The organism is Anaerococcus sp. HMSC075B03, from assembly GCF_001815585.1.
GTDB classification, from domain to species: domain Bacteria; phylum Bacillota; class Clostridia; order Tissierellales; family Peptoniphilaceae; genus Anaerococcus; species Anaerococcus vaginalis.
This window is the reverse complement of record NZ_KV821168.1, coordinates 13,462-33,721: the sequence shown is the minus strand read 5'-3', so window position 1 is coordinate 33,721 and position 20,260 is coordinate 13,462. Positions and strand designations below refer to the sequence as shown.

Annotated in this window: 18 protein-coding genes; 16 read left to right on the top strand and 2 right to left on the bottom strand. The window is 26.9% G+C overall.

Annotated elements, in window-relative coordinates; genetic code table 11:
• The first annotated feature begins 21 nt into the window (after positions 1 to 21).
• The 5 genes from HMPREF3045_RS01850 to HMPREF3045_RS01830 are packed head-to-tail and all read left to right on the top strand — an operon-like array spanning position 22 to position 4,192.
• Positions 22 to 1,302 (top strand): amidohydrolase, encoded by a 1,281-nt coding sequence (locus tag HMPREF3045_RS01850; RefSeq protein WP_070736889.1) that lies wholly within the window; start codon positions 22 to 24, stop codon positions 1,300 to 1,302.
• Entirely contained in the window at positions 1,299 to 2,486 is a 1,188-nt protein-coding gene (locus HMPREF3045_RS01845) for an NAD(P)H-hydrate dehydratase (protein ID WP_070736888.1), read from the top strand. Before HMPREF3045_RS01850 ends, HMPREF3045_RS01845 begins: the two co-directional genes overlap by 4 nt.
• A 2-nt stretch (positions 2,487 to 2,488) precedes the next feature.
• Entirely contained in the window at positions 2,489 to 3,592 is a 1,104-nt protein-coding gene (alr, locus tag HMPREF3045_RS01840) for an alanine racemase (RefSeq protein ID WP_070736940.1), read from the top strand.
• Complete coding sequence (locus HMPREF3045_RS01835) at positions 3,582 to 3,926, top strand: type II toxin-antitoxin system PemK/MazF family toxin (protein ID WP_004838841.1); 345 nt, start codon at positions 3,582 to 3,584, stop codon at positions 3,924 to 3,926. The genes alr and HMPREF3045_RS01835 overlap by 11 nt, the downstream gene beginning before the upstream one ends.
• Positions 3,926 to 4,192, top strand: coding sequence for an MBL fold metallo-hydrolase (locus HMPREF3045_RS01830; RefSeq protein ID WP_070736887.1), 267 nt, complete (start codon positions 3,926 to 3,928; stop codon positions 4,190 to 4,192). Before HMPREF3045_RS01835 ends, HMPREF3045_RS01830 begins: the two co-directional genes overlap by 1 nt.
• 34 nt (positions 4,193 to 4,226) lie before the next feature.
• Here the strand turns inward: HMPREF3045_RS01830 and murC are convergent, their stop codons facing one another.
• A complete protein-coding gene (gene murC / locus HMPREF3045_RS01825; RefSeq protein WP_070736886.1) occupies positions 4,227 to 5,618 on the bottom strand; it encodes a UDP-N-acetylmuramate--L-alanine ligase in 1,392 nt (463 codons plus the stop codon).
• Between the two features lie 158 nt (positions 5,619 to 5,776).
• Here murC and rpiB point away from each other — a divergent pair, with 158 nt between their 5' ends.
• The 10 genes from rpiB (at position 5,777) to HMPREF3045_RS01775 (ending at position 17,763) form a co-directional block, all read left to right on the top strand.
• Complete coding sequence (rpiB, locus tag HMPREF3045_RS01820; protein ID WP_070736885.1) at positions 5,777 to 6,220, top strand: ribose 5-phosphate isomerase B; 444 nt, start codon at positions 5,777 to 5,779, stop codon at positions 6,218 to 6,220.
• Positions 6,220 to 8,214 (top strand): transketolase, encoded by a 1,995-nt coding sequence (tkt, locus tag HMPREF3045_RS01815; RefSeq protein WP_070736884.1) that lies wholly within the window; start codon positions 6,220 to 6,222, stop codon positions 8,212 to 8,214. Before rpiB ends, tkt begins: the two co-directional genes overlap by 1 nt.
• 115 nt (positions 8,215 to 8,329) lie before the next feature.
• On the top strand, positions 8,330 to 9,049 hold the full coding sequence (gene deoD / locus HMPREF3045_RS01810; protein WP_004838836.1) for a purine-nucleoside phosphorylase: 720 nt from the start codon (positions 8,330 to 8,332) through the stop codon (positions 9,047 to 9,049).
• A gap of 9 nt (positions 9,050 to 9,058) precedes the next feature.
• Positions 9,059 to 10,450 carry a bifunctional UDP-N-acetylglucosamine diphosphorylase/glucosamine-1-phosphate N-acetyltransferase GlmU gene (gene glmU, locus HMPREF3045_RS01805; RefSeq protein ID WP_070736883.1) on the top strand — a complete coding sequence of 464 codons (1,392 nt, stop codon included), beginning with the start codon at positions 9,059 to 9,061 and terminating at the stop codon, positions 10,448 to 10,450.
• Positions 10,451 to 10,452: 2 nt separating this feature from the next.
• Positions 10,453 to 11,439 (top strand): ribose-phosphate diphosphokinase, encoded by a 987-nt coding sequence (locus HMPREF3045_RS01800; protein WP_026074028.1) that lies wholly within the window; start codon positions 10,453 to 10,455, stop codon positions 11,437 to 11,439.
• Between the two features lie 2 nt (positions 11,440 to 11,441).
• Positions 11,442 to 12,026 (top strand): aminoacyl-tRNA hydrolase, encoded by a 585-nt coding sequence (gene pth, locus HMPREF3045_RS01795; RefSeq protein WP_070736882.1) that lies wholly within the window; start codon positions 11,442 to 11,444, stop codon positions 12,024 to 12,026.
• Complete coding sequence (gene mfd, locus HMPREF3045_RS01790; protein ID WP_070736881.1) at positions 12,019 to 15,513, top strand: transcription-repair coupling factor; 3,495 nt, start codon at positions 12,019 to 12,021, stop codon at positions 15,511 to 15,513. Before pth ends, mfd begins: the two co-directional genes overlap by 8 nt.
• Entirely contained in the window at positions 15,510 to 16,529 is a 1,020-nt protein-coding gene (locus tag HMPREF3045_RS01785; protein WP_070606719.1) for a foldase protein PrsA, read from the top strand. Before mfd ends, HMPREF3045_RS01785 begins: the two co-directional genes overlap by 4 nt.
• Positions 16,492 to 17,394, top strand: a complete 903-nt coding sequence (locus tag HMPREF3045_RS01780) for a peptidylprolyl isomerase (RefSeq protein ID WP_070736880.1) — start codon at positions 16,492 to 16,494, stop codon at positions 17,392 to 17,394. The genes HMPREF3045_RS01785 and HMPREF3045_RS01780 overlap by 38 nt, the downstream gene beginning before the upstream one ends.
• An 87-nt stretch (positions 17,395 to 17,481) precedes the next feature.
• Positions 17,482 to 17,763: an HU family DNA-binding protein gene (locus HMPREF3045_RS01775; RefSeq protein WP_004838829.1), complete on the top strand. Its 282-nt coding sequence runs from the start codon at positions 17,482 to 17,484 to the stop codon at positions 17,761 to 17,763.
• A gap of 51 nt (positions 17,764 to 17,814) precedes the next feature.
• On the opposite strand, the gene HMPREF3045_RS01770 is transcribed toward HMPREF3045_RS01775, so the two are convergent.
• Positions 17,815 to 19,563 carry an Rqc2 family fibronectin-binding protein gene (locus HMPREF3045_RS01770; protein WP_070736879.1) on the bottom strand — a complete coding sequence of 583 codons (1,749 nt, stop codon included), beginning with the start codon at positions 19,561 to 19,563 and terminating at the stop codon, positions 17,815 to 17,817.
• 98 nt (positions 19,564 to 19,661) lie between these two features.
• Here HMPREF3045_RS01770 and gmk point away from each other — a divergent pair, with 98 nt between their 5' ends.
• A complete protein-coding gene (gene gmk, locus HMPREF3045_RS01765) occupies positions 19,662 to 20,258 on the top strand; it encodes a guanylate kinase (RefSeq protein WP_004838827.1) in 597 nt (198 codons plus the stop codon).
• Positions 20,259 to 20,260: the final 2 nt, after the last annotated feature.

The following is a 20,260-nucleotide window of genomic DNA, read 5'->3' as shown; positions in this document are numbered from 1 at the left end:
TTTAAGCTACTCTTATTTATTATGAATATACTTATAGAAAATGTAAAAATCCTCACAATGGCAGATGGGGAAGTAATAAAAAATGGAAATATTTATATAGAAAATGAAAAAATAAAAAAGATTACAAGTGATAAAATTGATTATTCTTATGATAAAAAAATAGATGGCAAAAATTATCTTGCTATGCCTGGTTTTGTAAATGCTCACACCCATGTTGGAATGAGTTTATTTAGAAATTTTAGCGATGATGTTGAACTAATGACTTGGCTGAATGAAAAAATTTGGCCTTTGGAAGATAAATTAATTGCAGAAGATGTTTATTGGGCATCGCTTCTATCACATGCTGAAATGATTATGACAGGAACAACAAGTTTTGCAGACATGTATTATTTTGAAGATCAAACAATAAAAGCCTTAGAAAAATCAAAAATGCGAGCACAAATTTCTAGAGGACTCACTCTTGAAGATAAAAATTATAAAAAAATTGAAGAAAATATTGATCTTTTTAAAAAATATGAAAATAGTCAAAATGGTAGAATCAATATAGCTTTTGGTCCTCACGCAGTTTACACAACAGATAAAAATTATCTAAAAGAAATAAATAAATACGCAAAAATATATAATATTCCAATTCATATTCATTTATCTGAAACAAAAACAGAAAACACAGATTGTATGAAAAGATTTAATCAAAGTCCTACTGAAGTTTTTGAAGAATGCGGAATTTTTGAAAATAAAACAATAGCAGCACATGGAGTTTATTTATCAGATAAAGATTTAGATATTTTATCAAAATATGATGTTAGCGTAGTTCACAATCCTTCAAGTAATTTGAAACTTTCATCGGGATTTTTAGATTGTACAAGAGTGATTAATAAGAAAATAAATTTAGCTATGGGTACAGATTCATCTGCAAGCAATAATAATTTATCAATGATAAAAGAAATTTCTTTGACATCACTTGTGTCAAAATATAATAATCCTCAAAATTTAAAAGCTTATGATGTTTTAAAAATGGCTACAATAAATGGGGCGAAGGCATTGGGACTTGACGATAAAATTGGAACTTTAGAAGAAGGAAAACTTGCAGATATTATTTTAATTGATTTAAATAATCCTAACCATACACCGCAAAATAATTTGATTTCATCCTTGCCTTATTCAACTTTTGATAAAGATGTTTCTTATGTAATAATTAATGGTGATCTTGTGTATGATGATAAAAAATTTGTTTATTTAAATGAGAAAGAAATAATTAAAAATGCAGAAGAATCATTTCAAAAATTGAGGAATAGAAAATGATAGGAATTGACATAGTAAATATTGAAAAATTTAAAGAAAAATTAGAAAAAAAAGATTTTGAGAGTAAAATATTTACTGATAATGAAATTCATTATTCTAAAAAAAAGAAAAATTCAATACAAACTTTTGCTGGAATTTTTGCAGCAAAAGAAGCTATTATTAAGGCTTGCGGCTTTAATTTAGCCTACATATTGAGAAAAAAAATAGAAATCAAACATAAAGGTAATAAACCTATTGTTTTTATTGATAAAAATGAAGCACAATTAAATTTGAGTATAAGCCATGACGGAAATTATGCTCTTGCAATTTGTTTCAAGAAAGAAAATTATATTGAAATAAATAAATCTGTAAAAAAATTATTAAAAGATAGACCAAAAGATGGACACAAGGGAGATTTTGGAAAAGTTGCAATAATTGGTGGACAAAAAGGAATGGCTGGTTCTGTTTATTTGTCATCTTGTGCATCTTTACGTTCGGGATGTGGTCTTTCTTATATTATTTGTCCTTCATCCATTTCTGATATTTTACAAATAAAATCTACAGAAAGTATAATAAATGAGGTAGATTGTGATTATTTTTATTACTCAGAAAAAATAAGCAATGATATTTTATCACTAATAAAAAATAAAGATGCAATAGGAATTGGTCCTGGTATGGGCAAGGGAAATAATCTTTATAAATTAATAGAAAAAATAATCCAAAATTTTGATAAAAATCTATTAATTGATGCAGATGGACTAAATGCTTTGAAAGAAAATATTGAAATAATAGATAAGAAAGAAAATATTGTTTTAACTCCGCATGAAATGGAATTTTCTAGAATTTCAAATTTGCCTTTATCTTATATAAAAAAAAATAGGGCAAAAGTTTCTTTTGAATTTGCAAAAAAACATAATATTGTTTTAGTTTTGAAAGGAAAAAATACAATTGTTACAGATGGTGTAAATATTTACATAAATGAATCTGGAAATAATGGAATGGCGACAGCTGGTAGTGGAGATGTTTTGACAGGAATTTTACTTTCAAATTTAGCTATTATGAAACCGTATAATGCGGCGGTTTTGTCTGTTTACATTCATGGGCTTGCTGGAGATATTTATTCTTTAGAAAATTCTCAAGATTCACTAATAGCTAGTGATATTATAAAAAATTTACCAAAGACCTATAAATTAATGAGGTGTTAATGATGGAAGAAAATTATTTATTAGTTGATTTAGACAAAATATTAAATAATATCAAATCAATAAAAGAAAAATCTCAAAATTCAAAATTTTGTGCAGTTTTAAAGGCTGATGCTTATGGGCTAGGTTCTTTAGAAGTTGCAAATTACATAAAAAATTACATAGATTACATAGCTGTGGCTCAATTTAAAGAGGCAAAATATTTAAGAGATAAGGGAATTAAAACTCCTATTTTAATATTAGGATATTTGCCTATAGATAAATATAATGAATGTGGCAAATTAGATATTGATGTAGTAATTTATGATTTAGATTATGCTAAAGAGATAAATAGTAAATTAAATTCAAAAATAAATTGTCATATTGGGCTTGATACAGGACATACAAGAATTGGATTTAGAGATTTTGAAATAGAAAAAATAAAAAAATTAAAAGAGCTTGAAAATTTAAATTTCATAGGAGCTTTTTCTCATTTTGCAACAGCTGATGAGAAAGATTTAACATATACAAATGAACAATATAAAAAATTCGCATATATAATAGACAAAATCAAAGATGATTTTGATTTGAAATTAGTTCATATTGCAAATTCTGCAGCATCAATGGAATATGATTTTAAATCAGACTTGTTGAGGGTTGGAATTTCTTTGTATGGCGTTTATCCATCTGATTATATAAAAGAAATTTCAAAAATCAAATTAGAACAAGCTTTTGAATTTAAAGCACAAATTTCTTTTGTAAAAAATGTAAAAAAAGGAACAAGTATTTCTTATGGCAGAACCTTTACTGCTAGTAAGGATATGAAAGTTGCTACAGTTGCAATAGGTTATGCAGATGGATTTAAAAGAGCATTTTCAAATATAGGAGAAGTTTTAGTTAATGGAAAACTAGCAAGAGTTGTTGGAAGAGTTTGTATGGATCAAATGATGATTGATGTAAGTGATATTGATTGTAAAATAGGAGATTATATTACTCTTTATCCAGATATTTACAAAGAGGCAAAAAAAATTAATACAATCCCTTATGAATTAATGACTTCAATTTCAAAAAGAGTTCCTAGGATTTATAAATGCAATTCTAAATTTATAGGAGAAAATAATGAAAGTTAAAAGAGGAGATTTATTTTATGCAGATCTTTCTCCTGTTGTAGGTAGCGAACAGGGTGGAGTAAGACCTGTAATTGTTGTGCAAAATGATATGGGAAATAAATATTCTCCAACAATTATAGTAGTTCCTGTTACAAGTCAATTAAAAAAATCAAAATTGCCAACCCATGTTTCTTTAAGTGCAAATAAATTTGGTTTGCCTAAAAATAGTGTTGCTCTTCTTGAACAATTGAGAACAATCGATAAGAGAAGGTTAAGAGATAAATTAGGTTCTTTTGATAAGTCGGTAATGTTAAAAATTGATGCAGCAATTGCCATATCTGTAGGAATAGATTAGTGAAAATAAATTTTAAAAATTTATTAATAGTATTCCTGTCGACTATTTTCATTTTCTTGCTTGTTAATAAAAAAGAAAATACATATACAAATTTAGATGAATTAGAAATTACTTATATAGACGTAGGTCAAGGAAACGCAGTTTTAGTAAAAACAAAGGACAAAAGTCTATTAATAGATGGGGGAAATAGATATAATAGTAGATATTATTATAATTATTTTAAAAATAAAAATCTTAAAAAAAAGCAAGTTAAAGAAATCTTTTAATTAAGAATTTTCTAAAACTTGCTTTTTTATTTTTTTATTCACTAACACCTGCTATCATTCTAGCCAAACGATCTGAATCTCCGCTACCTGTAACTATAACTTGATCATCTTTTTTAATATCAGACAATAAGTATTCTTTTACCTTTTCAAATGTAGGAATATATTTTGCACTTTTTCCAATTTTAATTAGAGCATCAACTACATCTTTACTAGAAATACTTGGATCAAATGGTTCACGTGCTGCAAAAATATCAGTAATTATAACTTCATCAGCTTCATCAAAACATTTAACAAATTCATTAAACAATCTCTTAGTTCTAGTGTAAGTATGAGGTTGCCATACACAAATAAGTCTTCCTTTTGTGTGTTCAGCCAAGGCGTTTAAATTAACTTGAATTTCTGAAGGATGGTGACCATAATCCAAAATAATATTGCAATCATTAACATTTCCTATTAATTGCATTCTTCTTTCAAGACCAGTGTAGGCTTCGATATTTTTTTTGATCGTTTTTATGTCAACACCACTTTCTAAAGTAGCAATAATTGATGCGCAAGCATTATTTATATTATGTCTTCCAAGAATTGCTAACTCAAAATGTTCAACATCTCCATTTTTCATTATCAAATCAAATCTAGGCTTACCACTTTCATCAAAACTTATATTAGTAGCATTATAATCAGCATCAGGATTATCTTGTCCATAGGTAATCAATTGTCCTTGAACTGCGTCTATAACTAATTTATTATTTTCTTCATTTAAATTCAAAATTGTTTTTGAATCTTTACTTTGATTTCTCAAGTAAAATTTAAAAGTTTCAACTATGTCATTTATGTCTTTATAATAATCAAGATGATCCTCGTCAATATTTAAAATTATTCCAATTGAAGGGTAATAATATCTTATATTTCCTTTATATTCACAAGCTTCTGTAACTAATATATCCTTATCGCCAACATGAACATTTCCTTCGATTTCATCAAGATCTCCACCCAATAAAATAGTAGGATTTTTTGTAGAATTCATAAGAATTTTTGAAATCATACTTGTTGTTGTACTTTTTCCATGAGAACCAGAAACAGCAATAGAATTTTTGTAATTTTTCATCAAACCACCCAAGAAAACTCCACGACTTACTACAGGAATATCAAGTTTTCTAGCTGCAACTAATTCTTCATTATTTTCGGCGATTGCGTCTGTATATATAACTAAATCTGGATTTTTAATATTTTCTTTTTTTTGTCCAATTGTATATTTAATTCCATTTTTATCTAAATGTTTGCTTGTTTCAGAAATTGAAATGTCAGATCCTGTAACCTTATAACCATTATTATTTAATAAAATAGCAATACCACTCATGGAAATTCCACCAATTCCTATCATATGTATATTTTTATATTTATAATCATTTATATTAAATTCGAACATTGATGCTCCTTTATTTTTATATTTTTTGCCTAACTATTATACCATAAAATTTATACAAAGACCATTAATTTGATATTTCTAACAACTTTTACTAAATTGACAGTAAAGTCATAAAATGATAATCTTTATTTATAAGCAAATAGTTAGAGAGGTTTTTAATGAAATATATAATAGGAAATGATCATGGTGGTATTGATCTAGTTGATAGCGTAGAAGAAAAACTTTTAGAGCTTGGACACGAAGTTGAAAAAGTTGGAACATTTACAAAAGAATCTTGTGATTATTCGGATTTTGCAAAAATATCATGCGAAAAAGTTTTAAATAAAGAAGCTGATTTTGCTGTTTTAATTTGTGGGACAGGAATAGGAATGAGCCTTGCTGCCAATAAATTTAAAGGCATAAGAGCAGCTTGCGTGTCTGAGACATATTCTGCAAAAATGTCTAGAGCGCACAATAATAGTAATGTTTTGTGTATAGGCTCAAGAGTAATTGGCTCAGAAGTTGCAAAAATGATTGTAGAAACTTTTGCTACAACTGAATTTGAAGGCGGACGTCATCTTAAAAGAGTAAATAAAATCAAAGAAATTGAGGAGAATAATTAATGTTTGATAAAAAAGATTTAAAAGCTGTAAATGCAATAAGATGTTTATCAATAGCACAAATTGAAAAAGCAAACAGTGGCCATCCAGGTCTTCCAATGGGAGCAAGTCCTATGGCTTATATTTTGTGGAATAAAATAATGAATGTCAATCCTAAAAAAAGCAATTGGCACAACAGAGATAGATTTGTTTTGTCAGCTGGCCACGGATCAGCTATGCTTTACTCTCTATTACATTTATCAGGCTATGATTTGAGTATTGACGATTTGAAAAATTTCAGACAAATTGGATCAAAAACTCCAGGCCATCCAGAAAGAAAACATACAGATGGTGTTGAAGTGACAACTGGACCTTTAGGTCAAGGAATTGCAAATGCAGTTGGATTTGCAATAGCTGAAAAACATCTTGCTGCAATGTATAACAAAGATGGATTTAATATAGTTGATCATTATACCTATGCAATTTGTGGTGATGGAGATTTGATGGAAGGAATTTCATACGAATCAATGTCTTTAGCAGGTCATTTAAATTTAAATAAATTAATAATTCTTCATGATTCAAATGACATTTGTTTGGATGGAAATTTAAATACATCTTTTTCAGAAAATATTGAACAAAGAGTTAAGGCTCAAAATTGGAATTATATAAAAGTTTTGGATGGAAATAACCTTGAAGAAATTTATGATGCAATTAATAAAGCAAAAGAAAATAATAATGGTCCAACTTTTATAGAAGTTAAAACAGTTATAGGTTATGGTTCAAAAAATCAAGGAACAAATAAAGTCCATGGTGCGCCAATAGGAAATGACGATTTTATAGAAGCAAAAAAATTCTACAATTGGGAATATGAAGATTTTGAAATTTCAGAAGATGTTTATGATACATTCAAAGAAAATATTCTAGAAAATGGTAAAAAATCATACGAAAAATGGGAAAAACTTTTAGAAGAATATAAGGAAAAATATCCAAAAGATTATAAAGAATACATTAATGGATTTGAAAGAAAATTACCAGAAAATTGGATGGAAGAAGTTAAAAAATATTCTCCTTCTGATGATAGTCTTGCAACAAGAGCTTCTAGTGGAGAAATAATTCAAGATTTAGCAAAAGTTACAAAAAATTTCTGGGGTGGAAGTGCAGATTTGTTTTCATCTAACAAAACAAATATAAAAAACGCTGAAAGATTTTCAGACACAAATCCTTGTGGAAGAAATGTTTGGTATGGAGTTAGAGAATTTGCTATGAGCGTAATAGCAAATGCCATTGTTGCACACGGCGGAACTTTCCATCACGTTTCAACATTTTTTGTATTTTCAGATTATTTAAAAGCAGGTTTAAGAATTTCAGCTCTTTCACAAATTCCTGTAACTTATGTTTTCACTCATGATTCTGTTGCTGTTGGAGAAGATGGACCAACACATCAACCAATAGAACAATTAGCAATGATTAGAACAATACCAAATGTAATAATGCTAAGACCAGCAGATGCAAATGAAGTTAGACTTTCTTGGAAAATTGCTCTTGAAAGCAAAAATTGTCCAGTAGTTATAGCTTTAACACGTCAAAATGTAAGTAATCTTGAAGATACACAAAATATTGATGATATTTCAAATGGAGCTTATATAATTAAAGATTCTGACAAAGAAGTTCCAGATGGAATTTTAATTGCAACAGGTAGTGAAGTAGAATTAGCTTTACAAACAAGAGATGAATTGAAAAAATCTAACATTGATGTGAGAGTTGTATCAATGCCATCAATGGAATTATTTAGAAAACAAGACCAAGCTTATAAGGAAAAAATTCTTCCAGCAAATGTTAAAAATAGAGTTTCAATTGAAATGGCAAGTTCATTTGGATGGAGCGAATTTACAGGAGATAAGGGAATAAATATTTCTATTGATAGATTTGGAATATCAGGTAATTTTAAAGATGTACAAAAAGAATTAGGATTTACTAAAGAAGAGATAGCAAAAAAATATATAGAAAAATATAATTAAATTATAGGGGGCTGTTGCAAAATTATTTATTACAATTTTGCAACAACCCTTTTTATTTTAAAAATATTTTAAAAAGTGATATTATATTACTAGAAATATAAAAAAAGGAGTAATTATGACAATACCAACACCGCATATTTCAGCAAAAAGTAAAGATGAAATAGCAAATACTGTTTTGATGCCAGGAGATCCTTTAAGAGCTAAATATATAGCAGAAAATTTTCTTGAAGATGCAAAAGAATTTACAAATACAAGAGGAATGTACGGATATACTGGTTATTATAAAGGAAAAAGAGTTTCAGTAATGGGAAGTGGAATGGGAATTCCTTCATCAATGATTTATTTTAATGAATTATTTAATTTTTATGATGTTGATACAATAATTAGGATTGGAAGTGCTGGAAGTATGCAAGAAAATATAAAATTACACGATATTGTTCTTGCAACAAGTGCTTGTAGCGAATCATCAATTAACGATAATTTATTTGGAAATATTCATTATTCTCCAACACCTGATTTTGATTTATTACTTGAAGCATACAAAAAAAGTCAAGAATTAGGATACACAACTCACTGTGGTCAAGTTCATTCGTCAGACCAATTTTATAGTGAAATGGATCCAAAAGTTTTTGAAAATTTACAAAAATATGGAGTTTTATGCGTAGAGATGGAATCTTATGGTCTTTTTACTGTAGCAAGAAAATATGGAAAGAGAGCCTTAGGAGTCTTTACAATTAGTGATTCCTTAGTATCTAACGAATCTGATAGTGCAGAAAATAGACAAAGTGCTTATACACAAATGATGACACTTGCTTTGGAAGTTGCACCAGAATAAGGAGATTAGATGTTAAAAAATATAATACTCGCTGCTGGAGAAGGTACTAGAATGAAATCTAATACCTCAAAAGTTATGACTAAAATTTTAAATAGAGAGCTTATAACTTATATAGTTGATGCTTGTTCATTTGAAAATTCAAATACTATAATAATTGGTGGAAAAAATAAGGATTTATTAAAAGAAAAATTTCCAAATATAGAAGTAAAAGAACAAAAAATTGGAGATGAATTTCCTTACGGAACAGCTTATGCTGTAAGTATGGCTATAGATTTAATAAATGACGATGATGATTGCCTTATTTTAAATGGAGATATTCCACTAATTACAAAAAAATCTCTTGAAGATTTTATTGATTTTCATAAAGAAAATAATAATAGCCTAACTGTTATGTCAACAAAAGTTGACAATCCAAAAGGATATGGAAGAATAATACGAGAAAATAATAAATTCCAAAAAATTGTAGAAGAAAAAGATGCAGACGAAAAAGAAAAAGAAGTAAATGAAATCAACGTTGGAATCTATGCTTTAAAAGGAATTGATTTAAAAAATTCTTTAAAAAAGATTAACACTAACAACAAATCTAACGAATTTTATTTAACGGATTGTATCGAAATTTTAAATAATGAAGGAAAAAAAGTAGAAGCTTATATGGCTGACAATCCAGACCAATTTTATGGAATAAATAATAAAAAAGAGCTAGCAAATGCTACAAAACTTTTAAGACAAAGAATTAATGATTATCACATGTTAAATGGTGTAATTATTGATAATCCTAGTATAGTAGATATTGAAATGGGCGTAAAAATTGGAAAAGATACTATAATATCTGGTCCATGTAAAATTTTAGGAAATACAGAAATTGGCGAAGATTGTATTATTGAAGGCTCATCTAGAATTGAAGATTCAGTAATAAAAGATAAGGTTAAAATTGACAATTCTGTAATAGAAAAATCTTTTGTTGATCAAGGCACAGATATTGGTCCATTTTCACATTTAAGACCTAAGGCTAAACTTGGCAAAAATGTTCATATTGGAAATTTTGTGGAAGTTAAAAATTCTAATGTTGATGATAATACAAAAGCAGGACACCTTGCTTATATCGGAGATTGTGATTTAGGTAAAGATATAAATATTGGTTGTGGTGTGATTTTTGTAAATTATGACGGTAAATTTAAACACAGATCAATTATTGAAGATGGAGCATTTATAGGATCAAATTCTAATATTGTAGCACCAGTTCATGTAAAAAAAGAGGGGTATATTGCTGCGGGCTCAACAATAACAAAAGATGTTGACCAAGGAGAGCTTTCAATAGAAAGAGCTGAACAAAAAAATATATCTGGTTACGTTGAAAAAAAGAAAAAAAGAGATTTGGAAAAGTTAAAGGAGCAAAATTAAAAATGAGTGAATGTTCAAGTTCATCACATATCAAAAGAGGCGATTTAGTTGTATTGGCAGGAAACTCTAATCCTGATTTAGCAGAAGCTGTTGCAAAGTCATTAGGCATTAAATTAGGAGAAGTTGAAGTTAAAAAATTTGCTGACAGTGAAATTAATGTAAAAATTAACGAAGCTGTAAGAGGCAAGGATGTATATATTATTCAGCCTACTTCTTATCCAACAAACGACAATCTAATGGAATTGTTAATTATGACAGATGCATGTAAAAGAGCATCTGCAGGTTATGTAAATTTAGTAGTTCCATATTATGGATATGCAAGACAAGATAGAAAAACTAGAGGAAGAGAACCAATTAGTGCTAAACTTGTAGCAAATCTTATGACTGTTTCTGGAGCTGATAGGGTTATAACAATGGATCTTCATGCTGGTCAAATTCAAGGATATTTTGATATACCTCTTGATCACTTTACTGCTATTAGATTATTGTCATCATATTTTAAAGAAAAAGCATTTGATAATCCAGATGAATATGTAGTAGTAAGTCCTGATTTAGGAGGAGTAACTAGAGCTAGAAGCTTTGCAGATTATTTGAAATTAACAATAGCAATAATTGAAAAAAGACGTCCAAGACCAAATGTTTCAGAAGTTATGAATGTAATTGGAGATTTTGAAGGTAAACATTGTATTTTAGTTGATGATATTATTGATACAGCTGGAACTATTTGCAATGCAGCAAATTATCTAAAAGAACATGGTGCAAAAGAAGTTTCAATTGCTGCAACTCACGGTGTTTTAAGTGGAAATGCTTGCGAAAATTTAGAAAATTCTTGCGTAAAAGAAGTAGTTATTACAGATACAATAAAATTACCTGAAGAAAAGAAAATTCAAAAAATCAAACAAATCTCAATAGCTCCTTTATTAGCTGAAGCTATAAATAGAATTAACACTTACGAATCAATAAGTGGTCTTTTTGAGGACGGTAAATAAAAATGTATTATATTGTAGGCTTGGGTAATCCTGGTATACAGTATGAGAACACAAGACATAACGCTGGCTTTATAACTATTGATTATTTGGCTAGAAAATATAGTATTGATGTAAGAAAAATTAAATTTAAATCTTTAATTGGCCAGGGAGTAATTTCTGGCCATAAAGTTATGCTTGTAAAACCTCAAACTTATATGAATAATTCAGGAGAAGCTATTAGAGAAATATATAAATATTTTGATTTTGAACATGATAAACTTATAGTTATTTATGATGATATAGATATTGATTTTGGAAGTATTAGAATAAGAAAAAAAGGTTCAGCTGGAACTCATAATGGAATGAAGTCAATTATTTACAATCTAGAATTTGATGATTTTCCAAGAATAAAAGTTGCAGTTGGAAAGAAACCTTCATATATGGATTTGGCGAATTTTGTATTAAGTGGATTTTCAAAACAAGAAGCAAAAATTATTGAAGAAGAAGTAAAGCTTGCAAGTGATGCTATAGAGATGATTTTAGAAGAAGGAATAGAAAAAACTATGAGTATGTTTAATTCAAAAAGGCTAGTTGAAGATAATGAATAGCCTTATTAATGAAATTTATAATATTAGTCAAGTTAAGGAAATAATTGAAAATTATAAAAAATTATCTCCAATATTTTTACATGGACTAACTGATGAGAGCAAGGCTCATATTTTTCAAACTCTATTTACTTATACAAAAAAAACATTAATTATTATTTGCGAGAATGAAAAAAAAGCTAAGCTAATGTGTGATGATATAAATTCATTGCAAGATGATTCTTGTATGTATTTTCCATCAACTGAAATTAACTACTATAATATTAAAAATTTAGAAAATAATAATGAAATAAATCGAATTGAAGTTTTAACAAAGCTTATTAATGAGGATAAGTTTATAATTACTACTACTTTAGATGCCTTAAGAAATAAATTAACTCCAAGAAAAATTTTTAAAGATAAGTCATTTAAAATTGATATTGATAGTGAATTAGATTTAAGAGAGGTAAAAAAATCATTTATAGAATTAAATTATGATTTTACAAAATTAGTTGAGTCAAAAGGAGAATTTTCTATTAGAGGCTCAATAATAGATTTTTGGCCTATAGAATATGATAATCCTATAAGAATAGAATTATTTGATACAGAAATAGATTCAATAAGATTTTTTGATAAAGACACTCAAAGATCTCTTGAAAATATTGATGAAATAATAATTAGACCAACAAAAGAGTTAATTTATGATAAAAATGATTATAAGAAAGTAATTGAATTAATAAAAAAAGATATAAAAAATATATCAGATTCAGGTAATTCTACAAAGTTAAAAGATAAATATAATCAAATAATTTCTTATCTCAATGATAGTTTATATATTGCAAATGAGGATTTAATTACTCCCTATAGAAATGAAAATTTTGATGACTTTTTTGCTTATTTAGATAAAGATTCAATATTTCTTTTTCAAGATTTAAATAGGTCAATTGACAATTTTTCACAAGATAAGGAAAAATCGGATCTGGATTTTACAAATCAGTTAGAAAATGGGGAAATATTTCCGTCATTTAAAAATATTAAAATAGATATAAATAAAATTTTTACTAATATCAAATCTTATCCTATAATAAATTCTTCAAGTTTATTAAAAAACAATAATATAATAAAAGCAAAAAAAATTATTGAATTAAAATCTATTGAGCAAGAAAATTTTAATAAAAATATTGAAAATTTCATCTTTAATATTAATTCTTTAGTTAAAAATAATGAAAAAGCCATTATTTTTGCATCAGATAAAAAATCTCTAGAAAGTATAAAAGAAATTTTTAATGAAAATAATATTGACAATTTTTCTATTGGTCTAGATTCTGATTTAAGTAATACCAATATAATCTTAACTGAAAATTCTTTATCAAGAGGTTATATTTTCACTGATAATAAAATAAATGTATATTCTCATAGGGATATTTTTGGTAAAGATAAATTTAAAAATAAAAAAACAAGAAAGAAACCAGTAAGCGCTAAAGATATAATAAATTATTCTGATATAGAAATTGGCGATTATGTAGTTCATGAAAATAATGGTATTGGTATATATAAAGGCATATCTAAAATTGAAGTAAATAATACCAAAAAAGATTATTTTGTAATTGAATACAAGGGAAATGATAAAGTATTTGTTCCTGTTGACCAAATGGATTTAGTTAGTAAATATATTGGCAACAAGGGGGACAAGCCAAAAATTTCATCACTTGGAAGTAATCAATGGAAAAAAGCTAAACAAAGAGCAAAAAAAGCAGTTGATGAAATAGCAGATGATTTGGTAGAGCTTTACGCAAAAAGATCAAAAGCCAAGGGACATGCCTTTAGTGAAGATACAACTTGGCAAAAAGAATTTGAAGAATCTTTTATTTATGAAGAAACAGATAGCCAAGTAAGATCAATTAATGAAATTAAAGATGATATGGAAAATATCAAACCAATGGATAGACTTCTTTGTGGAGATGTTGGTTATGGAAAAACTGAAGTAGCTTTAAGAGCTGCATTTAAAGCAATAATGGACGGCTATCAAGTTTGTTTTTTAGTACCAACTACAATTCTTGCAAGTCAACATTATTCTACAATGAAAGAAAGGTTTAAAGATTATCCTGTTGAGTGTGCTTTATTATCTAGATTTGTAAGTAAAAAAGAACAAGATAAAAATATAAAAAATTTAAAATCAGGTAAAATTGATATTATTGTAGGAACTCATAGGTTACTATCAAATGATATAAAATTTAAAAATCTTGGCTTGTTAATTATAGATGAAGAGCAAAGATTTGGTGTAAGACATAAAGACAAGCTAAAAAAATTAAAAGAAAATATTGATGTTTTAACTTTGTCTGCTACACCAATTCCAAGAACCTTACAATTATCATTAACTGGGATAAGGGATATGTCAACTTTAGATGAACCTCCAGAAAGAAGGCTTCCTGTAAATACTTACGTATTAGAATATGATTCATCAATTATAAAAAGAGCTATCGAAAAAGAGCTTGATAGGGATGGGCAAGTATATTTTGTCTATAATAGAGTTTATAATATCGAAAAAATTTACAATGAACTTGTTGAATTAATACCAGATGCAAATATTGCTATCGCTCATGGGCAAATGTCTGCAAAAAATCTTGAAAAAATAATGGAAGATTTTGTTAATGGGGATATTGATATACTTCTTGCCACAACAATCATTGAAACTGGTATGGATATACAAAATGTAAACACAATTATAGTTTATGATTCTGACATGATGGGACTTAGTCAACTTTATCAATTGAAAGGAAGAATAGGTCGATCATCTAGGTCTTCTTATGCTTATTTTACTTATGCCAAAGGAAAAGTATTAACTGAAATAGGTGAAAAAAGATTAAAATCAATTAAAGATTTTTCTGACTTTGGTAGTGGTTATAAAATTGCTATGAGAGATCTAGAACTTAGGGGCGCAGGAAATATTTTAGGTGAAAGCCAAAGTGGGCAAGTAGAAGCTATTGGATATGACTTATATGTTAAATTCTTGCAACAAGCTGTTAATAAAGCAAGCGGAAAAGAATTTAAATCTAGCGATTTAAATGACGTATATATTGACTTGAAAGTGGATGCCTATATTCCAGAATCTTATATAGAAGATCAAGGACAAAAAATAGAAATGTACACCAGAATATCAAGAATTGAAACTTTGGAAGACTATAGTTTTCTTGTTGAAGATTTGATTGATAGGTATGGAGATATTCCATTAATGGTTGACAATATAATGTACGTATCATTGGTAAAATCCCTTGCTGATAAATTAGGTTTTGATGAAATTAGAGAAGTAAAAAATGAAATAATAATATCTTATGACGATAGAAATAAATTTACTTTTGAGCAATTATCTCAAATTAATGAAAATTATCACGGAGAACTTTCATTTGACCTTTCACAAAATCCAGCTTTTAAATTACCAAATAAAAATACAAAACTGTTAGACTGTTACGAATTATTAAAAGTTATTAAAAATGTTAAGGAGAAAAAATGAACAAAAGACTTATAGCCTTAGTTTTAGCAACAAGTTTTGCATTAAGTGCTTGTGCTAATGATGGAGCAAAAGACAAAAAAGACAACGGATCAAATGAAACTCAAACTTCAGAAAGTGCAAAAGGAGAAAAATTACCAGATGATGCAGTAGCATTAGTTGGTGGCGAAAAAATCACAAAAGATTCTTATAAAGATGAAATGAGTTTTTATTCTGCAATGCTTGCAAGCAGACAACAATTAAAACCTTCAATTGTTCAAATGCTAGTTCAAGATAAACTTATAGCAGATGATATGAAAAAAAATAATGTAAAAGTTGATGATAAAGCTCTTGATGACAAATTTTTACAATATGTTCAACAATTTGGTGGACAAGAAAAATTTGATAAAATGCTTGAAGATTATAATATGAGCAGTGATAAATTTAAAGAAACAATTAAAAAAGATGAAATTTATCAAAAACACAGAGCTTGGTTTGAAGAAAAAAATCCAGTAGATGAAAAACAAATTAAAAAATATTACGAAGAAAATAAAGATACTCTAGCTCAAGTTAAGGCAAGCCATATTTTAGTAGCTGACGAAGCAACAGCAAAACAAGTAAAAGAAAAGCTAGATAATGGAGAAGATTTTGCAAAACTTGCAAAAGAATATTCAAAAGATACTGCTAATGCAGAAAAAGGTGGAGATTTAGGATACTTTACTAAAGATAAAATGGTTAAAGAATTTGCAGATAAAGCTTTTTCTATGAAAAAAGACGAAGTTTCTGATCCTGTTAAAACTTCTTATGGATACCATATAATAAAAGTTACAGATAAAAAAGATTCTCCAGAAGCATTAAAAGATGAAATTTCTAAAACTTTAAATGATAAAAAATATTCTGATTACCTTACAGACCTGTTTAACAAAGCAAAAGTAGTAACAGAAGATGGTCCTCAAAAGAAGGAAACAAAAAAAGAATCAAAAACATCTGATAATAAAAAAGATGAAAATAATAAAGAAAATTCCAATAGCAATAATTAGTATTTCTTTAATTTTACTAAGTTCTTGTTCAAAAAAATTTGATAAGGACAAGTATGTAGCTGTTGTTAATGATGAAGGAATAAGCAAAGAATTATTTGAAAAAGAATTAAGTTATTATCAAAAATTTTATTTAAAAAAATATGGAGATAAATTCTTAGATTCTAAATCTAAAAAGGGAGATTCTAATTATAAAAAATTAGAATCTGAACTTTTAGATTCTTTAATTATGGATCAAGCTATGCTTAATGATTTGAAAAAAAATGGAATCAAAGTAACAAAAAATGATTCTCAAGAAATAATCGATAAAATAAGCCAAGAAATTTCATCAAAGGATTCACTAGTTGAAAATGTAAAGTCATTTGGTGTTACAGAAGATGAATTTGAAGAAATTTCATATCAAGATTCAATTAGAAAAAAACACTATGATTATTTTTTAAACAATAATAAGGTTAAAGATTCTAAAATTTTAAAATATTATGAAGAGAATAAAAATCTCCATAAAAAATATAAGTATGATTGCTTGATTTTTGATGATAAAAAAGAAGCTATAAAAATAAGGTCTAATATTAAAAATTCTGATGATTTTAAAAATAATCTTAAAAATAAAGTTAGAAATTATGATATTTATAGGTCTGAGTTCGTTTATAACGATGATAATTTGCTTAAAGAATCATCACTAACCAAGGCAAATGAAATAAGTAATGTATTCAAATACAAAGATTCATACATAATTTTAATGGTTAATTCAATAAATAATAACAAAAAAAGTCTTTTACTTGATGCAAAAGAATTATATTTAAGAAACGAATATAATAATTATTTGAAAAATCTTATAAAAAATTCAAATATCAAGCTTTTTATTTGAAAAACGCTTGAAATAAATAAAATATATATGTATAATCTTACTTAGAGTTAAGCAGAATAGATTAAGATTGATTTATAAGGAGGATATATGAATAAATCAGAATTATTAGTTAATATCTCAGAAAAAAGTGGACTTAAAAAAGTAGAAGCTGAAAGAGCATTAAATGCTTTCATCGAAACTGTAACAGAATCTCTTAAAAAAGAAGAAAAAGTTCAACTTGTAGGATTTGGTACTTTTGAAACTAGAGACAGAAAAGCTAGAGAAGGAAGAAATCCTAGAAAACCTGATGAAGTTATCAAAATTCCAGCTTCAAAAGCTCCAGTATTTAAAGCTGGTAAAACTCTTAAAGAAGCAGTTAACAATAAATAATAATTCAATTTTATATGTTAAAAGCCCAGATTTTTTTCTGGGCTTTTTAATTTATTTTATTTTTTCATATAAGTTTTTTGGATTCTCATCCATATTTACGGTTACCGTTTTGAAATTTTCATAATAAACCATACCAGGTTTAGCTCCCTTTGCCTTGTTCACATTCTTTTTTTCTGTGTAGTCAACATCAACTTTATTTGATTTAGCTTGTGACGAGTTGGATGCAGCAAGGTAGGAGGCTATTTTTATATCATTTTCATTTAATAAATTGGTTTTTAAAATAACGTGACTTCCTGGAGCATTTCTTACGTGGTAAAAATAATCATTTTTATTTGCAAGTTTTAAAGTAATATAGTCATTTTGTCTTGAATTTTTTCCAACATATATATTACTATTATCCACAGTTTTAAACTGCATAGGTTTTGATTTGGCTTTAGTTTTTTTCTTATTTCTACTTGTATTTTTAATTATTTTATTTTCAATTAGTTCTTCTTTTATCTCATCTAAATCACTTATGCTTTCGCTTCTTTCAACAAAATCACATACTTGATTTAAATACTCTAATAAGTCTTTTTGCTTTGGAAGATCATCTTTTGCAAAATCTATGGAATTTTTAATTTTTTTGTATCTTTTATAGTAACTATCAACATTCTCCCATGGATTTTTTCTAGAATCTAGGCTTATTTTTATATCTTTATTGTTATTATAAAAATCTTTTAAAATTATTTCTTTATAGCCTTTGTTTAATTTATTTACATTTGCTGCTAGTAAATCGCCTTTCATTCTTATAGAATCCATATTTTTTTCTTTGCTTAGATTTTTATTTAAAATTTCTATTTTTTTATTAACTAATTTTATTTGACTATTTATTTTTCTTAATAAATTATTTTTAATTTGTCTAAGTCTATCATTGGATTTGTTTGATTCATAAAAATTTTCAATAGCATTACTCATAGATTTGCATAATATTTTTTCAAATCCAAGACCAGATAAATCAAAGGAATAAAATTCCTTATATTTTCTACTATTTTTATATAAAACTGGGCTGTAGGTATTATTAATTAATGAACTTCTAAGTTCATATAGATTATCATTAAGCAATTGTTTTTCATCTTCACTTACAAGTCCCCAATTTATTCTAGGATCAATATTTGATTTGTATATTAGCTCTTTGGCAATTGTAGGGGAAAATCCTAAATAATTTTCATATAAAAGTTTTTCTGGATTTTGATTATCTGCTATGTTTTTATCTAATTTTAAAATATCAAGTGAAAAATCTGATTCTAAAATGTTAATTTTATTGCTTTTTATAAATTTATATTCTAGACCTGGCAAGATTTCTCTAACTGATGACATTTTAAAATTTACTCTTTTAATCGAATCTATTATTTTATAATTTTCATCTGTTAGTATTATATTGGAATATTTTCCCATTATTTCTACTATTAATTTATTTGAAATATCAAAACCCATTTCATCGACTGAAGATATATGAAAAATAATAACCCTATCCATTTTGTATTGTTCAATATCAACAATTTTACTTTGATTTAAATATTTTCTTAAAACCATACAAAAATTAGGAGGGCTTATAGGATTTTCATATTTTCTTTCTGTAATATGAACTCTTGCCTCATTATTATTTGCACTTAATAATAATTTGTAGCTTTTTCCAACAGAATATATATTTAAAATAATATCATTTTTGGAAGGTTGGCTAATTTTTTGGATTTTTCCTCCAAGCAATAATTTTTTTATCTCAAAAGTTATGGCTTTTGTTACTAAACCATCGTAACTCATTAAATCACCTCTTTAATTTTTATATTTATATTATATCAGAATAATATACTTGAACTAAATTTTTGCATAATGTAAAATAGTAGTAATAAGGAGGCACGATGAAAAAAGGATTTTTATTAGTAATATCTGGACCTTCAGGTGTAGGTAAAGGAACAGTATTGCATGACCTTATGAATACACAAAAAAACTTAGTTTATTCAGTTTCTGTGACTACTAGGAAACAAAGACCTGGGGAAATAGAAGGAGTAAGCTATTTTTTTAAGAGTCATGAAGAATTTGAAAAAATGATTGAAGAAGATAAATTTTTGGAATATGCTAAAGTTCACGATAATTATTACGGTACACCTAAAGACTTCGTCGAAGAAAAAATCAATGAAGGTAAGATAGTAATTTTAGAAATAGATGTTCAAGGAGCATTAAATGTTAAGAAAAATATTGATAATGGAGTATATATTTTTCTAGCGCCTCCTAGCCTTAGTGAACTAAAAAATAGAATTGTTAATAGGGGAACTGAAACAGAAAGTGACATCAATCTAAGGATGCATAATGCAAGAAAAGAATTATCTTATATAAAAGATTATGATTACTTGGTTGTAAATGATCATTTGAATTCTGCTATAAATTTAGTAAATGAAATTATTAATGCAGAAAAACATAAAGTTTTTAGAGAAGAAATAGATTTTGAAAAGGAGTAAAT

What these genes read in the sequence shown, in the direction of transcription:
- HMPREF3045_RS01845 (WP_070736888.1), top strand. Translation starts at nt 1,299, where the DNA reads ATGATAGGAATTGACATAGTAAATATTGAAAAATTTAAAGAAAAATTA.
- HMPREF3045_RS01775 (WP_004838829.1), top strand. Translation starts at nt 17,482, where the DNA reads ATGAATAAATCAGAATTATTAGTTAATATCTCAGAAAAAAGTGGACTT.
- gmk (WP_004838827.1), top strand. Translation starts at nt 19,662, where the DNA reads ATGAAAAAAGGATTTTTATTAGTAATATCTGGACCTTCAGGTGTAGGT.
- tkt (WP_070736884.1), top strand. Translation starts at nt 6,220, where the DNA reads ATGTTTGATAAAAAAGATTTAAAAGCTGTAAATGCAATAAGATGTTTA.
- alr (WP_070736940.1), top strand. Translation starts at nt 2,489, where the DNA reads ATGGAAGAAAATTATTTATTAGTTGATTTAGACAAAATATTAAATAAT.
- glmU (WP_070736883.1), top strand. Translation starts at nt 9,059, where the DNA reads ATGTTAAAAAATATAATACTCGCTGCTGGAGAAGGTACTAGAATGAAA.
- mfd (WP_070736881.1), top strand. Translation starts at nt 12,019, where the DNA reads ATGAATAGCCTTATTAATGAAATTTATAATATTAGTCAAGTTAAGGAA.
- HMPREF3045_RS01800 (WP_026074028.1), top strand. Translation starts at nt 10,453, where the DNA reads ATGAGTGAATGTTCAAGTTCATCACATATCAAAAGAGGCGATTTAGTT.
- murC (WP_070736886.1), bottom strand. Translation starts at nt 5,618, where the DNA reads ATGTTCGAATTTAATATAAATGATTATAAATATAAAAATATACATATG.
- pth (WP_070736882.1), top strand. Translation starts at nt 11,442, where the DNA reads ATGTATTATATTGTAGGCTTGGGTAATCCTGGTATACAGTATGAGAAC.
- HMPREF3045_RS01780 (WP_070736880.1), top strand. Translation starts at nt 16,492, where the DNA reads ATGAAAATAATAAAGAAAATTCCAATAGCAATAATTAGTATTTCTTTA.
- HMPREF3045_RS01770 (WP_070736879.1), bottom strand. Translation starts at nt 19,563, where the DNA reads ATGAGTTACGATGGTTTAGTAACAAAAGCCATAACTTTTGAGATAAAA.
- HMPREF3045_RS01785 (WP_070606719.1), top strand. Translation starts at nt 15,510, where the DNA reads ATGAACAAAAGACTTATAGCCTTAGTTTTAGCAACAAGTTTTGCATTA.
- rpiB (WP_070736885.1), top strand. Translation starts at nt 5,777, where the DNA reads ATGAAATATATAATAGGAAATGATCATGGTGGTATTGATCTAGTTGAT.
- deoD (WP_004838836.1), top strand. Translation starts at nt 8,330, where the DNA reads ATGACAATACCAACACCGCATATTTCAGCAAAAAGTAAAGATGAAATA.
- HMPREF3045_RS01835 (WP_004838841.1), top strand. Translation starts at nt 3,582, where the DNA reads ATGAAAGTTAAAAGAGGAGATTTATTTTATGCAGATCTTTCTCCTGTT.
- HMPREF3045_RS01850 (WP_070736889.1), top strand. Translation starts at nt 22, where the DNA reads ATGAATATACTTATAGAAAATGTAAAAATCCTCACAATGGCAGATGGG.